Genomic DNA, 15,862 nt, shown 5'->3' with positions numbered 1-15,862 from the left:
CTAAATATTAATAAAAAAGCCAATCTTTATAGATTGGCTTTTTTTTAAGTTATGAAAATGTTTCATTTATGAGTCCGTTTTGATTAGGTCAAAAAGGTGCATCCGTTTGATAATAGGTTCATTCGAAATTATAACGTCTGAGCGTTCACTTCGAGAATCACTTGGATCATAATTATGTAATTCTCGTACTCTGAATGGCATATCTTGTAGAACAATTAGAGGTAATGCACACTGCAGTTGTATATCATTATTAATGATTATCATCGGGTGCTCCTTTATACTCCGTTTTATTCTTAAAACTATATCATCAGGTAGCCGCTTTATTTTATCGATGTCTGCATTTACATCTTTTACCCATGTTTCGTCTTGTAAACGTTCACGTATTTGTTCATCAAGTAGGGTCAAAACTTCTATTTTTGTGATTTTTTTAACCGAATGCTTTCTCGCCCAAATGAATTTAACCTTATGAATATCGAGGCCTTTATGGATGTTGATACGACGGTAAATTTGTTTTGTATTTGTATATGGGAATAGTTCATGAACCAGTCTAAATCTAACCATCCTAGGACCGGCCTTAATTACCTGATTTTTAAAATCAGCTTTTAGGCAATTAATTCTATCAATAATACTTAATATTAATTCGTGATTAGTTTTAACTTGGATAAAGCCAGGTAACCGATATACACATTTTAACGAAACATTATCATCAATAATGAATTTTTTATAAGCCTGAATAGCAAGGTCGACAGCTCGTTCGCCTGTTACTGATTTCACTGCTATTATTTTATTATCTACGTTTTCGTCTTCTTTAGTTATTAACGGTAAAACATATACCTGTGCCGTAGGGTTTGATGCTCTTAAAACTTTGGATAGCTCCTGTAATTGTAATTCAATCTCTCCCATACACGTTTCAAGGTCAATTTTAACTGTAGCACCTAATTCATTTATCATCTCTCACACCTTTATTTATTGTTCGCATTTAGCTTCTGCAATATTGAGAGCTCACCCCTTGTTACATCATGAGCAGCCCGTTCTAAATCAAGTAATTTACCTGTCTCCCCATACGAGATAATTAACGCTTGATGGCTTGCGGACTCGGAGGCAAATTGGGTATTAAGCTTAGAAACTTCACCCTGCAGATCTTTTCTTTCAGATCTTGTTATATCTGCCAAAGCTATCGATTGTGCTTCACCTTGTGATAACCTATTTTCAAGTGATAGTATGCTTGTCTTTGATTGAGTCTGAAGTAGCTGTAATGCATCATTGGCTGCTTTATCTTGAGCTGTTAATGTTGCAATTATTTCATTTGATTTAGATAACTCGTTACTCAAGGTATCAATATCACCTTGTTTTTTTTCCAATGTTAACTTAGCTTCTGTAACGAATGTAAAATTGTCTCCTAGTCTTACTTCAGCTTTTGCCAATTCCGTTGTTAGGCGATCGGCCTTTCCTACATGTTCACTTATGCTTTTTTCTAGATCAATAATTTGACTGCGTAAAGCCCCATCGGAAGTTTTGCTGGAGGAGGTTATAGTTGCAATTTCTTGCTTGAAGGCTGTAATGGCTTCATCTTTTTTCCCGAGATCAGAATATGCAATTTCAAGCTTTTGTTCAGCTTCAGTCAGAGCAATTAAAGCTTCTGCTTCTAATAATTTAGCTGCTGTTAGTGTCTCCTCAAACTGTAGAGCAATTTCACTTTTGTACCGGCCAATTTCCTGCATGAAACTGATTGAGAACGCCTCACTGAAGCCCATGCTGTCACGTAAATGTTGTAATGATGCATCTAATTCTTCACGCCACTGCTTGATAAAATTCAGCGCTGTACCCTTGGATCCACGACCCAACTCAGCAATAATTCTATTGCCACTCACTTTCTCATTCATTGAATGAAGTCGGTCACACACTTCTTTAACGTCATTAAACGTAAGGGGGACAGCTTGTTTTTTTTCCATGTTTCTATTGACCAATTAAATTAAATTAAATCCATAATAACATAATATTAGCGTATATATTTTAGTATGCAGGGTTACTGTACCGATATTTAAGAGTATTATATATCGGTACAGAATTACACGTAAATTCAGTACCAGTATATTTATTGTTATTTATATCAAGAACATAAAATTATACAACATAAATATAACTGTACCGATATGTTCATAACGGTACAGCGACAGTCTTAAGAACTACAAAATTAAGACCACCTAAATACATACTTGAATTGAACCATTTGTGAAGCAAGTAGCTTCGTCAATTATGATCGCAAATCACATTCAGATAGAGGCTAATTGATAAATTTAATGAAGAAATAATATGCAGGCATTTGGGCTATTTTTTACTAACCAATTTAGAGTCCAGGTGAAAATACCGGTCAAATATCACAGCCGTAACCAGATGTTAACAATGTAAAATCATGGCCAATTTAATTTAAGAATTGGCCAATTAATTAAGATTAAATCTTAATAGAATCGCACCGTGATTATGGCCATGATAAATATCCAACTTCCACTTTGAAATAGTCACTTTAGACTACATTTTCATCCAAATAAAATCAGCGCTACGTGAATTCTACAGGGCAATCACCCACATCGGTCTTTAGAATAATCTCTACTTTGGAAAAGATACATTTGAACACGTAGAGGCGATACAGATCACACTTTGTGGTTTTGGACATTTTAGGCTTGTATTTAGATTTAGAAGAGGAAGGGAATAGCTTTCTTTATGCGAAGATTAAATCATAGGCAAGTATTTACCCATGATTTAATTAATTTTTCATTACTAGAGGTCAATGGTCACTTGTTTAAAACCAACATTTTTAATGGCCGCTATTGCTGAATCAACACTTTTGAACGATCTTGGGCAGCCCTTACCTTCGCGTTGCGTTGTCAGTGGATGTGCTGTACCTGATTTTGTTTTAACTGTAACAATATAACCATCCAATAGTGACGTATAACTTATGCTTAAACTTGATAATCCACCTGTTGTGAATGCACTTTTTATATCTCGAAGTTCCATCAAATTCCAAATTATAGTTTTTGTATGGATTTATTCTAACTCACTTATCATTTACGCACAATCAATACGGTTTCATTGATAATCAATACACTGCTTTTGATTATCAATACACGCCTTTCAATACCAGTATATTGATTATCAAAACATGCCTTTTGATAATCATAAGTGAGCATTTGAATTGGGTTTTTAATGATATAAAAAGAATATCTTCATGTAATGTTATTCGGAATTTCGACTGTATGCATACAAATGGTACAAACTATACGCATAAACTGTATAAAATGATCTGCTTTTGTTATTCACTAATCAGGGTTTTAACAACAAAAAAGGCTACAGGGAAATCCCCGCAGCCTTAATAAATTTACTACCTTAAAGTTTTACTCCATTTCTCCGAAAAGAAATGATTTTCTCGCTGCAGCAATAGAAACATCCAATGGTTGCAACAATCCTACGATTTTATTTTTTTGCTCAAGCGTTAAACTAGTATCGGTCATGATATCCATCATACAACCGTTTTTTACTACTTTGATTTGAGCTACGGATTCAGTGATCTCTTCGACCATTTGAATAATATGTGGCATGTACACCTCCTTGTTACTATTAAGCAATAGTCTACTTTTAATAGCAGTTAGTATGCGAACGATGACATATTTTTACCGATAACATCATCTTTATACATACCCATAGGGGTGTGTACTATTCCATAACTGAGATCTCGCTGCGTGCGTCGAAATTGCTCTGCAGCTTCTTCATCACACAGAGTTGGCGTGTCATAAATACCAACAATTTTGCCGGTATCGGTTTCAAAAACTATATTGAAGGGTTTAAGTGAAGAGTAAATACAGGTATTTAACTCTTTAGCTATATTTAACCATTGATATAATTTTTCAAATTCATGAAAGGTAAAACTATAGGCTTCACTACGATCAGAGGTTTTACCGGACACTGTTACATGACCTGTGTCAGGATTAAATATAACTTGTAATCGACCAGCAGGTTCACATAATTCAAGTTTTTTACCACTAACATTTAAGCTTTTTATGAAGAGGTAAGGTTGTAGGGACTCGGGTAGTACATACCAGATTGTTGCATCTCTCATGCTTGGAAAATTATGTTCCAGCATTTCTCTTGAGATAACCATTGGTGGGATATGATGATGATTAACCACCATGGTCCCAACAGCTATTTTTTTGTTTTCAATTATATAACCCAGTAGCTTTTTGGCGCCAGGATAAGTACCAAGAATTTTAGCATCCTCAACTTGATCAGGGAATAGAAATTCTTGATTGGTTTTAATGTCATGAGAAGTCATGATTCGCTCCATTTGGAAGTTTGTTTTGGTAAAGTTACCGGCCAATTTGACCGGTATGTTTAATTTAATTAACAGAAAATTTATTCACTTGCTAAATCTTCACGCTTAATACAACGCTTGCATTCTGGTATTCCATAAACACTGTACTCAAATTTTTGTGAAGGGATTTCAATACCGCAAAGCGTTTTATAGCCGCCCTGGATGTGTTTTTTTGTTTCATTACCGTTGCTGTTTGTCCATGATACTGTGGCCATGTTAATGTTTCTTAATGTTTGTTGGATTATGCCTAATGGCAGGTTAGTTTTTGTAGGTTTAAATTAATATACCTGTGGTTAATCTTGGTCTAGATGACGTATTGTTTCTGTTTCGACGTCCCATCCTTCATCGTTTTCAATTTCTATAATTTTTTTAAAGAAATCAGAGACCGACATAGCAATAGCTTTATCATCATTCGTGAGCAAGCTATCTAAATCGACATTGTCACCACATTCATCAAGTTCCATTATTGAACACCAAACATGATCTGAATCTGGATCCCAAAATGATTCTTCCCCACATTCAACTGCTGGATGTTCTAGTGATGGATGTATTTGATTTGGAATAATACCCTCTCGACTAGTAGCCAGGTAACCTTGCAAATGCTCATTTGAAATGGCACCTGCTAAGATAATTGTGTATTCATTTTTGTAATTATCACTATCACAGTAGTAAATTGTTAGGGCAGTATTTATTTTGACATTAGTTGGCATTGTAAATGCTTCCTTATTTAAATGTTGAGTTAACAAACTTAATATTAATAGGCTAAGGTATTTGTGAAAAATGTTTTGGTTTGCTGTGAAAAACGCTCCCCAACTAAAATACAATTTCCCAAGTTCATATCGTGGTGTCGACCATTTTGGATACTAGACCAAACATCTTTCGATACCAGTATATTGGTACCATTATGTTTGACTTTAATGTGTTCACTTAACATCTCAAAAGCTAATGACTGATAGTCATAGCCGTTATGATTTTCCGCGATTGCATTTTTTAACACTTGAATGTTCGCGCTATTCGGCTTTATCAAAACGTTAAAAGAATGCGACTTACCTACAAAGCGACCACTAAAGTATTGCCCGTTAATCCAATCCTTATTTGTGTTATTAACAACTAACGGCTGCCAATTTCTTGGTTTGTCTTCTCCGAATATTTCAAATGATGGGCAAAGTGTTGAAGTCGCTAATTCAACAATCAATGATTCAAATGATACAGATTCGCCTTTGGTACCATTACTAATAACAAAAACATCGCCTGTAACAGATGCCATTTTTTTATTGAAAGACATGATGGTTATCCTTTTGAATACACTTAACCTTTTTACAGGTTAAGTGATAGAAGGCCTAAGCGGCCAGTTTGAGTGATGCCTAATGGCAGGTTTGTTGAACTTTATCCATTACATTAATGCGCAAGTAGTCATGCACTTCATTTTGTTCGTAATAGGCTTCTTTATTACCTTCATTATCAAAAGTGGTGGCAAACGCTGATGGATTATAATAATCAACTAAGCTCTGCAATTCCGCTTTGAATAATTCGGAGTTTTGTGCGAGTACATGCGAAACATCACCCTCACAATATGTTATAACTTCCATCTTTAATACGTTAACCCAAACCCCGAAATATCCGGCATCTTGGTCTGTATCATATTGACACCAGCCATCTTTCTGACCGAGAAGCTTATGGTCATAATAGTAACGGCCACGCTGTGGATGGGAGGAACGTTTGATGACACAGCCTCTACGATTTAGTTCAGGCTTAAAAACGCCGTCTTGCTTAAGCAATTTGTCGAAGTGCTTCTCTAAACGCTTCAATTTTGCTTCAACATTTTTATTGATTGGTTTGCCAAACGCACCGCGTTCACGCCAATACAACTCAGCACCAATTTGAGCATTGATTACTTTTGCTTGCCCTTCGTTCAATTTCAGAATGTCTAATTTTGCCTGACGAACTGTCTTATTAATTATAGGGGCCATAGTTTTATGGCCCGTTTTGATTCGGTAATGTTTGTTAATTTCCAAGGGATTATTCCTGTTTGAATTGCGCAAAGGCGCGGGTTGGTTTGAGCGAAGCGCTCAGTATGTTTATAACATGGAGTTAAAAGTAAGGCAGTGCTTTAAGCACTCGTTGCTGATTAGCCTTTAGTGCAACAGTTTGGTGGACGAACCACACAAAAAACAGGTATAGCAAGTCGTGACATTGATTAATGGTTCACAACCGGTCATAGCTATTTTTTGTAAGTTTTTTTAAAGTGTGACGACGTCACGAGGATTAAATGTGCATAGAATTAGAAGTGAGGCTTTTTACAAGCTGAGCCTTGCTTGTCTAAATATAGAATATGTTTAAATGCTCTTACATTCAACAAGTATCGACTGTAAATAGTTTAATAGTGAATAATATTGGTTGGAGCAGGGTAGGTTGATAACCGGCTTTAGAGGCCGGTTATCATGTTTTCAAAAGTAGAGTTGCTGTCCTAACTCTCCTTATATAATTATAGTATTTCTGACTCTATAAAGTCGGTGATTACTTCAGGGAAATTAACTTTTGACTGCATAATTAACTCAATTATATTTTGGTCATTAGTAAGCATTTCATCGCTTCCTATGTTACACATCGGGTTGATATTGCCAAATATAGCCTCAACTCTCGACCCGTAGTTCCAATCATACTCATCGTTCACATTGAGTCCAAGCGAGAAAACAAAGATCTTTCGATCAACGTCTAAATCATCAAATCCGGCCCATGCCCTGAGTGAGTATTTATCTTCACCAAATTGTTTTTCGCAGAGAACAAAGGACGGAAGTTCATCGTTATGGTATGAAACGTCTTCAAGCATATTTAATGCATCAACGACAGGTTGTCCTATTTTATCAAAATAAGACGAACCAAACTCAGTTTCCCAATCTTGCTTTCTTGTTTGAACATTTATCATGTAAATCCTTAAAATTACGTTGGATAGAGTTGGTGTTAGGCTTTTAATTTTGAAAATGCTTCCTTGCTGCATTCCATAATGTGTTGAGCCTGTTTCTTACTGCATCGCTTAACTTCAATAATTTTGTGATGGTTGCGTGTCCATCTATCACCAAACGAATACTCAAAAGAAACAAAAGTAAACGTTGCTTTTAGGATCTTAAACCATGCACGTTTAGTTGCATCGAAGTAAAAGTGACCTTCAATACAGTCTCTTGGACTTGTGTATGTTGAGTTAACAAGTGATTGATAATTAGTAGTAGAAGTTTCCATGCGGAATCCCTTGAATATTGAAGTGCGCTAATGCGCGGATTGAAATGACCTGAAGAATCCAGGCCAGATTTTAATATATAAAAATTTTAAGTGTAATAGGTGGGGGTTATTCTTGAGTAACTTTACATTCATGCTCTTCATGAACGTCGCTGATCGTAGTATCATAAGATATGCGCTGAGCATTATCGCTATTCAATAATTCTTGAAGTGCTTCTTCAAGCGTACCTTCATCTACCATCACTTTTTTATAATCTTCAGCATCAACAAAATATTCGGCTACCTCATTTACAGAAGCAGTTACACGTCGTTCCCTTACCAAGTGAATTTTACCAAAAGGTAAAGTAGGGGATGCTTCATCTTTTTTCATGACATAAAAAAAATGTTCATTTGTACCGGCTTTATTACCTCCACGTATAAGGCGTATATCACCTGATGACTTAAACGTGTTTGTTACGCTTTCGTCAGTTCCAGTTACTTCAATACCAAGGCCAACATAACCGGCTTGTTTTTGTTCTGGAGCAGTGCCAAAGGCACAGATTTTTACTAAATTCATATTAAATATCCTAAAATGGAGTGTTGTAAGTAAGGCAGAACTTAATAGTTCTTGTTGCTGGTTAGCCAAAGGTGCAACAGTTTGGGTAGTTAATACCACAAAACAGATATAACGAGTCACGCAATACTTATATGTGATTGCAACGTGTCATAGCTCTTAATTGGTGAATGATGTAATTGTGTGACGGCGTCACGATACCTTAGATAGGCGGTAGATTAGAAGTGAGGCTTAAAACAAGATCAGCCTTGCTTGTATTTAATAATACATAACTCTAAACTAATAACTAGGCAATGGATAAACTTTGAAATGTATATTTAAAGTATCGTGGTTATCCTGTGGCACTACATATAACTTGTAGTTAATGATTCAGATAATTGTACTTATCTTTGCCGCAACCAAGCTAACGGGAAAACTCTATTGTTTAGTATGTTGACCGGTACTATGGATACACGTCCCTGACTCGGATAACTCACATTATCAGACCCAGAATATTGCATACCTGATCATCCAAAATTGAACATTTGGTGCATATTTATCGCTTTATACTATCTTCTGTTCTTTATAATAAAAAGACCTTCATAATAAATGAAGGTCTTTATGTTCTGATAAAATTACGGTGAAAGTCAACGTAAATACTAATTTAAGACAATGAATGACTTAAACTAACCACTGGCTTAAATAAGCAATTGTATAGCGCAAGCACTGAACTTATTAAAAAGCAGATTGAAATAAATTTATGATCAAGTACCCATCCCGTATAAGCGACTAGCCCTAGAAAAAAGACAAAAGTACAAACTAATAATAATGAGATATTTGGGTTTTTATTGATAAAGTTATATAAGTTGTTCATGGAATAAACCTTTTATGAAGTGCGTAAAGACGCGGTTTGAATGTGAGATAAATCTCGCGTTAATAGTTAGGCAGCACTTGTAAGTGCCTGTTGCAAATTGCCTTAAAGCAACGTCAGGTGGAAAAACCACACAAAACAGTTATATCCTGTCACGAAAAAAAGCACAACAGTTCATATCTGTTTTGTTTAGTTATATTTGGAATGTGATTCATTGAATCATTTTTGAGATTTTTTAGAAGTGAGGCTTTCAACAAGCTAAGCCTTGCTTGTATCAATTAATTTAGTCTAATTATTAACACTATACAAGTAAAAGTAAGCCTATTTTGAATATATATCATCAACTAAGTGTTAAGACTGATTAGTCCTATGTTGGTTGGCAATTCGATAATACCTTAATTGCCAACTTAACTTTATAACAAAATCATTATCAATCTAACTTTAAACAGTTAAAATCTGAGTTATCGAAAATCCGGTCTTTTAAGTTAACATTCGGAACCCGTAAATCGGTGCGTGATGATGTGTAAATTTCAAGAGCTGAATAACTAGAATGGCCCGAGCATTTCATAACCTCACTCGGCGGCCTGCCACTGTAGAGATCGTTGGAAATTCCTACATGTCTCAGTGAATGGCATGAGTGTAGTCGCAACTCCGAGGCCTCTTCAATTTCTCCTTTTTCAATAAGAACATTAGCTGCCAGTTCAAATAACTCTTGAACAAGGGCGGATATCTGTTCTGCACCAAGATTGGAATTTAACACCCCTACTTGCCTACCGTGTGTAGCAACCTGATGTCTAATAAATAAAGGCACGTCAATCTCGTCAGCAAGCGGCAACGGATTCAGACCTAAAAAAGTTCGGTAACGTTTTAAAGCTTCAAGCAACATGTCGGATACTATCACGGAGCGTGACTTACTACCTTTAGATCGCGGAATGAAAAATGTGTAATAAGTTTTGTCACCTGCTTTATGGCGCCTAAAATCAGAGAATGTCGGGGAGTGTGTTGGCCGAGCTGCAATTTCACTTCGTCTAGGGTAAGCTAATACCAACAAGTAAAACAGGAAACGAGATCTCTCATACTTTTCTGGATTTTCTTCCACTAAGTATTCCAACAATTCAAATATGCAGTTCACTTGCATCTGACTAAGTGCTTTATCCCTATCGTTGTCTTCTATGCCAAGATTTGCAACATTTGATGGGTTTAATCGTCTCAAAGCAATTGCCGCTGGATTTGAAATTGTGTATTCAAGATCATTTAAATAAAGAAAGAATGAGCTAATAATGCTTAACTGTTTATGCATTGTGGCAGGTAATCGTTGATAAGCTAAGCCCTGCTTCGCTTTTTGGTTTACGAATGGCTTCCAATTTGGATTCAGACAGGGTGTCCACTCGCTCAACCGCTCTTTTGGCTCGTTAATTGTAATAGGTACACCAGCAACGCTGGAAATCAAATCGAATGGCGGACTATTACAAAAATCTATAAATTTAGGAATATCTTTTCTGGTTAAATCTTTAACTAATTTACGTTGAACTTGCCATGTCCAATTTAAGAATAAGCACAATTCATTTCTAATGGACTTATGATTATTAGCATTGTGGTAATTTTCTGAAAGATAATCATAGGCATGGTCATATTCTTCATTAACTTGAGTACCCACTACTTGAACATAAGTTTTAAGATGTTCGGTAATTTCAGGGGAGTACTTCTGGTGGTGCCGATGTGGTAGAAACATAGGAGAGAACTTCATTGATAACCTTCACATTGATTATGACCCTAATACAAGCAGCACTGGACATTTATACAGTATTGTAGCAAAAAAACTTAAATAGTAAAAACTTCATCCCCTTACCATGGCAATATTTTTTTATTAGTAACTTATAAGTACTACTAATACGCATGATGTCATAATATAAAGATAAATAATAACCCGCACAATTGCGGGTTATTATCAGGTTTTTAGTTCTTTACTAAATCCATGACATTTATACCAAGGTAATCATGAACAGCGTTCTGAGTGAACTGATCATCACTGCCATTGGAGTCAATCACTGTAAAACAAGGTTCAGGTTGATAGCGCTGCACCAAGGTTAGTAGTTCACATTTAAAAGATGCTGAATCTGGAGCTAACACTCGGTCAACGTCCCCTTCGCAATATCGTAGTACTTCCATTTTCATTATATTTACCCAAATTCCGAAGTACGGGGCATCACTTTGACACTCGTAATTAGTCCAGCCTTTCGACTGACTTAGTTCAGAATCATAATGATATCGTCCACGTCCAGGAAAGCAAGATCGTTTAATTTCGCACCCATTTTCGTTAATTTCGGGTTTAAAAGCCCCCTGCTTCTCTACATTTATGTCAATGAAATGTTCAAGACGCTTTAACTTACGAATAACATTTTTATGGCCATCTTTTATTAAATTACTGCGTTCTCGCCAGTGCACATCAGAATGAATATACAGTGATGCTTGTCTGGCTTGAGTTTCATTTAGCTGCTTTAACAGCTGCTTTTTTGCAGTTCTAGTCGATAGGTTAATTATTGGATCTATAGTTTTGTCGACCATAATTCGAAGTTGATTGTTTAACATAGGAAATGTCCTTTGTAGTTTGGGGTGGCGCAATGCGCAGATTGATTGGGGTTAACAGGTAGAAATTAAATTTGATTATTCGCAGTAGAACTTACAAGTATTAATAAATACATAATTGAACGTAGTAAGATTTTCTGCAGCGTTCAATAGTATGCTGAGTTGAGATAACTTATCTTTACTAATGATGCTAGTAATGTCTAGGACAATACCGTCATAAACATTAGCTTGATTAAAACCGATTGGAAATTCATCAATGATACGTTCAAAATTATCATTTCCAACATTGACTTTAATCGCAGTCGTTGGTTGTAAACCAAACTCTACATCGGTGTTGAATATAATGAATTTATTAGCAATCTGTTCATGCCTAATACCGGTTAAACGTTCTAGGTTCTGTTTTTTACTGTCATCGTCAATACACGAAGTATCGAGAATAACCTCATTAAGATCTGAGCACTTAAAGCAATCGTAACGGTCCATAATTTCGGCAAGATCTTCCACACTTGCACCTAGCTTGACGGCTATATGCGATCCTACGGGAACATGTTCACTAATTTCAGTGAACACTGGTTCATTCTTCTTATCGGTTCTGAATAACTCACCGTTTTTCGGGTTATTTGATGTTGATGAAATTTCAGGTGCTTCAATACCAGTAAAAGCATAATCTGCAATATAACCTTTTTCTTTAAGATCGTGTAACTCGCTATCTAATCCATGTGTACTTTCAATGAGTTCTGCAGGGTTATAAACTACCTCAGATTCAATGGCAATTTTGATGGTAACGATGGCATATTGTTGATTTGGTAATAATTTAGTCATTGTATTTCCTTAAAAAGGGGATTTGAAAGTAAGGCCAAAGCATTAAGCTTTGTGTTACTGGGTAGCCTAGGGGTAACGATTAGTGGATATAGAACATCACTAAACAAACAGGAAAGCATAATCGTATTGCGGATAAAGCAACAAACAGTACTTACCTGTTTACAGTGAATCATTCAAGTGTGGCGTAGTCACACATAAGTGCAGACATAAATTAGGTATATTCAATGGGTAATCATTAGAAGTGAGGCGTTTTAGCACATACTAAGCCTTGTATGCATTTTTAGTATATGCTTAACGATACATTCAATCAAGTTGAATGACTTCACGCCGCGCAGTATTGATCTAAAAACACTTTTTGAATTTCTCATGCTAATCTAAACCAACCCTGCATGATGTCATAATTTGTAAGGTTAATTCGTGGTTGTTAAGTTTCTGCCAGCCACCACCCGTTGAGACTTTACGAAGTAAATTTAGACCTACTTCGATTACTGATTACACTAACAACATCTACCAGATATTCACCAGAACCACTCTTAGGTTATGCAATGAAATATAATGTATTACGTTGTATCAATTTAAGGATGATAAATGAAAAACGAATTAAATATTGAGTGGGATCTTTTCTATAATATTGGAACAATCCCAAGCGAAACCAACAAAAGCGAGTTCAATTCAACAGCAATGGTTTCTGATAATCAGCTATGTGTTAAATATGATAATTGCTGCACTGATCAGGATGTCATAACCGCCATGCAAGGTATGGCGATTCTGTTCGATAGAAAAGGCGAGAAGTGCTTCACAAATGTAAATTTTACCTTTATTGATAGCAATGTGGAGTTAAACCCAAGTTCATTCATTATAGAACTGGATGACCATGATCAGGAACTATATGAACAAGCCGAATTAATTGTCACTCATTTAACAGAAGTAGAAGGATTGACTCAAATAAAACCAAATAAATTTTTAATTATTGGTGCAACAGAAACAGAAAGGAATAACCGAGGAAAAGGATTTGCTTCACTAGTAGTAGACCATCTCACCAGTATGTTCAACCCTTCACATATATTCTTTATTGTCCCCAGTATAGACAGTGGTGTTATTACTTCTATCGATACAGAAACGGTGACCAAAAATGCACAAGCACTAAGTAGTAAGATCAGCACAAGTAAGGCCAAGGTTTACTGTTACTCCGGTATGCAACATTTCCTTTAGTAACCCACAAAACCTATCGTAATGTCATTAGATTAAGTATGGATAAAACCACCAGCTGAAACGTCATGCAAAAAAAACCCCAAGACAACAAATGTTATCTTGGGGTTTGGTTTCATATAGATAGTTAACTACTTGTTACGTCGAGGTTCAACGACTCATTGTCATTGTAGCTACATGTATAAAAGTAACCACTGTCTTTGTTTTCAACAGTAAAACCAGTTTGCGTTGGTTTAATAGCTGTTACACCTTCGACTATGATAAAGAGCTCTTCTGCGGACTCCTTATCGGATTCGACCTTTATGGCGCGATACCCAGCAGTAGATCTCAATAAAACTTTATATGTACCCTCCTCCACAACAGAGAATTGGCCATTGAATATTTTATCCAGTTCAAGTTTGCTTACCACTTTAGTGGTCAACTTAGAGCCACATACAGCAACTATATTGGTTGTCATAATTACTTACCCAATAATTTCTTAATTCTCAGCTTTGAGGCAATGTTAGCTTCAATTTTGTCATTTGAGTAGATACAGCCCCCCGCGCTTTGCCAGGTACCTGCGTGTGCACCATTGATATAATAGAGCGTCATGCATTTACCTTCTTCAAAGTTTACACATGAACTGATTTCACGGTCTTCACCGCAAACGTCGATAATCTTTTGTTCAAACGCTCTTTTAGTTATTTTGCCTTTAAATTGCATTGTTGTATTGGCCATGATTAATGATCCCTGTGTAAATGAGCCTATTGGCTGATTGTTATGGACGGTAAAATACCGTGTTAGTTAATAAGCTATTTTGGTTATTTGATGTTTGTCTTATCGACTGAGACTACATAGTGAAAACCCGCATTGTCAGTACAGATCAGCGCAATGCTGTCATCTTTAGTCATTGCTTCATTCGCTTCAAATTCACTATTTGTGATTAGTGAGACTTCAAAGAAATGACCAGAGCATCTAATAAAAAATCCATTATCAAACCTTGTTTCAAACCTGTTACTTGGTATTGAGTCCGATGGATATTGAAGACCGTATACATGTCGTTCACCTTGCATTCCTAACAATGAATGGCCTTTAGGTGTTTCAGTTTCTATAGATAGATAAGCCACACATTGTATTTTGCTGTGGCTTGCAATCCATAAAGACATAAAAGTGTTGTCAAAAGATAGATATTTCATGGTTATCTCGATTTGTTATGTGCCTTAATTGGCGGTTTGGGATTTTACTGGCTGCTAAAAGAGCGGCCAGTAAAAGGGAGTTGTTTATATCGATTGATTAACCGGAGGTTGAATTACTCAACGTCTTGATCAAATTCGATGCACTGTATGCCCTTAGCATGCGCTTGTTTGAACACGCTAACCACATGGCTACTTAGTGTATTGAATAAACTCTCACCGTCTTGATTAAGTCCTTCAGTCGGGATTTTAACGAAATAACCAAAATTGCGTGCTGCAACAAGGCTGAAATCATTCATCTTAACTTCATTGTCAAATATCGCCATATCCTGTTTTGTTAGTATTCCAGTACTCACAGCTGCTGTTGTATATGTTTCCAATTCAGATAAATCTGTCATGTTCACTAACATCGCTTGAGAGTTGTTGAATAACGCTAAAAGTAAACCAAAAAGATCTACATCTTCAAGGTTCAGCTCAATGTCTAATACAGACAGCACTAAATCAGTAATATCCATTGTCGTCCATATCTGATCAGGCGTCTTTGCAGCGCCATCACGAATTGCTTGATAAATATCTGTACTCTCGATGATTTCATATATTACGGGATATTCATTGAGATCTAGTTGTTCCCATGACAAGCATTCAGGCGTTGCTAAGAACTCATTCAGTTCACTAGTAAGGCACGAGTACTCTTCACCAACATTTTCAAATTGATCACTAACTAGTAACAATTTAACAGTTGTTTGACCATCTGCAGCATTAACTGCATTTACGTAAATATCAGGTAACGATTTGATGGATGCCATTAATTCTTTGTCTTCACCCATTACAAATGTTGAAGTAAAGAACTGAGGGTCATTAGGCATTAGGCGAAAATAGCCAGTATTGCCACATTGGTCAAAATAAACGTTCTGGATAATGTTTAAAGCTTGTGTTTGAGTTAATTCACCGGCTATGACGAATTTGACAGCAAAAAGAATATTTGAGTTTAGTTGTTTGCCATGCACTTGATTTAATGTGTTCATTTTAATTACCTGTATGGTGGATTGAATGTGTAAGTATGCTTACTC

20 protein-coding genes are annotated in these 15,862 nt (G+C 36.0%); 1 reads left to right on the top strand and 19 read right to left on the bottom strand.

The genetic code is table 11. The features are described from left to right. Positions 1-66: 66 nt before the first annotated feature. From JFU56_RS12145 to JFU56_RS12075, 15 genes are all read right to left on the bottom strand, one after another. Complete coding sequence (locus JFU56_RS12145) at positions 67-951, bottom strand: DNA replication terminus site-binding protein (protein ID WP_198437558.1); 885 nt, start codon at positions 949-951, stop codon at positions 67-69. Positions 952-962: 11 nt separating this feature from the next. Further along, complete coding sequence (locus tag JFU56_RS12140) at positions 963-1,952, bottom strand: DNA-binding protein (protein ID WP_198437557.1); 990 nt, start codon at positions 1,950-1,952, stop codon at positions 963-965. Between the two features lie 826 nt (positions 1,953-2,778). Next, entirely contained in the window at positions 2,779-3,015 is a 237-nt protein-coding gene (locus JFU56_RS12135; RefSeq protein ID WP_198437556.1) for a plasmid replication protein RepB, read from the bottom strand. A 377-nt stretch (positions 3,016-3,392) separates the two neighbouring features. Continuing rightward, positions 3,393-3,596 carry a hypothetical protein gene (locus tag JFU56_RS12130; RefSeq protein ID WP_198437555.1) on the bottom strand — a complete coding sequence of 68 codons (204 nt, stop codon included), beginning with the start codon at positions 3,594-3,596 and terminating at the stop codon, positions 3,393-3,395. 47 nt (positions 3,597-3,643) lie between these two features. After that, on the bottom strand, positions 3,644-4,327 hold the full coding sequence (locus tag JFU56_RS12125; protein ID WP_198437554.1) for a hypothetical protein: 684 nt from the start codon (positions 4,325-4,327) through the stop codon (positions 3,644-3,646). Positions 4,328-4,407: 80 nt separating this feature from the next. Next, entirely contained in the window at positions 4,408-4,581 is a 174-nt protein-coding gene (locus JFU56_RS12120) for a hypothetical protein (RefSeq protein WP_198437553.1), read from the bottom strand. A 78-nt stretch (positions 4,582-4,659) separates the two neighbouring features. After that, entirely contained in the window at positions 4,660-5,076 is a 417-nt protein-coding gene (locus JFU56_RS12115) for a hypothetical protein (protein ID WP_198437552.1), read from the bottom strand. Positions 5,077-5,120: 44 nt separating this feature from the next. Beyond that, a complete protein-coding gene (locus JFU56_RS12110) occupies positions 5,121-5,651 on the bottom strand; it encodes a hypothetical protein (RefSeq protein ID WP_198437551.1) in 531 nt (176 codons plus the stop codon). A 79-nt stretch (positions 5,652-5,730) separates the two neighbouring features. After that, complete coding sequence (locus JFU56_RS12105) at positions 5,731-6,381, bottom strand: hypothetical protein (protein ID WP_198437550.1); 651 nt, start codon at positions 6,379-6,381, stop codon at positions 5,731-5,733. A 470-nt stretch (positions 6,382-6,851) separates the two neighbouring features. After that, positions 6,852-7,292 (bottom strand): hypothetical protein, encoded by a 441-nt coding sequence (locus JFU56_RS12100; RefSeq protein WP_198437549.1) that lies wholly within the window; start codon positions 7,290-7,292, stop codon positions 6,852-6,854. Between the two features lie 35 nt (positions 7,293-7,327). Continuing rightward, on the bottom strand, positions 7,328-7,603 hold the full coding sequence (locus JFU56_RS12095) for a hypothetical protein (protein WP_198437548.1): 276 nt from the start codon (positions 7,601-7,603) through the stop codon (positions 7,328-7,330). 106 nt (positions 7,604-7,709) lie between these two features. Beyond that, a complete protein-coding gene (locus JFU56_RS12090; RefSeq protein WP_198437547.1) occupies positions 7,710-8,156 on the bottom strand; it encodes a hypothetical protein in 447 nt (148 codons plus the stop codon). Positions 8,157-9,433: 1,277 nt separating this feature from the next. Next, complete coding sequence (locus tag JFU56_RS12085; RefSeq protein ID WP_198437546.1) at positions 9,434-10,750, bottom strand: site-specific integrase; 1,317 nt, start codon at positions 10,748-10,750, stop codon at positions 9,434-9,436. 209 nt (positions 10,751-10,959) lie between these two features. Beyond that, positions 10,960-11,592: a hypothetical protein gene (locus JFU56_RS12080; protein WP_198437545.1), complete on the bottom strand. Its 633-nt coding sequence runs from the start codon at positions 11,590-11,592 to the stop codon at positions 10,960-10,962. 75 nt (positions 11,593-11,667) lie between these two features. After that, positions 11,668-12,411: a hypothetical protein gene (locus tag JFU56_RS12075; RefSeq protein ID WP_198437544.1), complete on the bottom strand. Its 744-nt coding sequence runs from the start codon at positions 12,409-12,411 to the stop codon at positions 11,668-11,670. A 588-nt stretch (positions 12,412-12,999) separates the two neighbouring features. Here JFU56_RS12075 and JFU56_RS12070 point away from each other — a divergent pair. Beyond that, positions 13,000-13,623, top strand: a complete 624-nt coding sequence (locus JFU56_RS12070; RefSeq protein ID WP_198437543.1) for a hypothetical protein — start codon at positions 13,000-13,002, stop codon at positions 13,621-13,623. Between the two features lie 124 nt (positions 13,624-13,747). On the opposite strand, the gene JFU56_RS12065 is transcribed toward JFU56_RS12070, so the two are convergent. The 4 genes from JFU56_RS12065 to JFU56_RS12050 form a co-directional block, all read right to left on the bottom strand. Next, on the bottom strand, positions 13,748-14,077 hold the full coding sequence (locus tag JFU56_RS12065) for a hypothetical protein (protein WP_198437542.1): 330 nt from the start codon (positions 14,075-14,077) through the stop codon (positions 13,748-13,750). Between the two features lie 2 nt (positions 14,078-14,079). Continuing rightward, positions 14,080-14,337: a hypothetical protein gene (locus JFU56_RS12060; protein WP_198437541.1), complete on the bottom strand. Its 258-nt coding sequence runs from the start codon at positions 14,335-14,337 to the stop codon at positions 14,080-14,082. An 83-nt stretch (positions 14,338-14,420) separates the two neighbouring features. After that, positions 14,421-14,795 carry a hypothetical protein gene (locus tag JFU56_RS12055; protein ID WP_198437540.1) on the bottom strand — a complete coding sequence of 125 codons (375 nt, stop codon included), beginning with the start codon at positions 14,793-14,795 and terminating at the stop codon, positions 14,421-14,423. A gap of 113 nt (positions 14,796-14,908) precedes the next feature. Further along, complete coding sequence (locus JFU56_RS12050) at positions 14,909-15,817, bottom strand: hypothetical protein (protein WP_198437539.1); 909 nt, start codon at positions 15,815-15,817, stop codon at positions 14,909-14,911. Positions 15,818-15,862 lie beyond the last annotated feature (45 nt).

The sequence above is a fragment of the Moritella sp. F3 genome (genome assembly GCF_015082335.1).
GTDB lineage: Bacteria > Pseudomonadota > Gammaproteobacteria > Enterobacterales > Moritellaceae > Moritella.
Note: the sequence above shows the minus strand (reverse complement) of the source record. Positions and strands in the feature narration are given on the sequence as shown.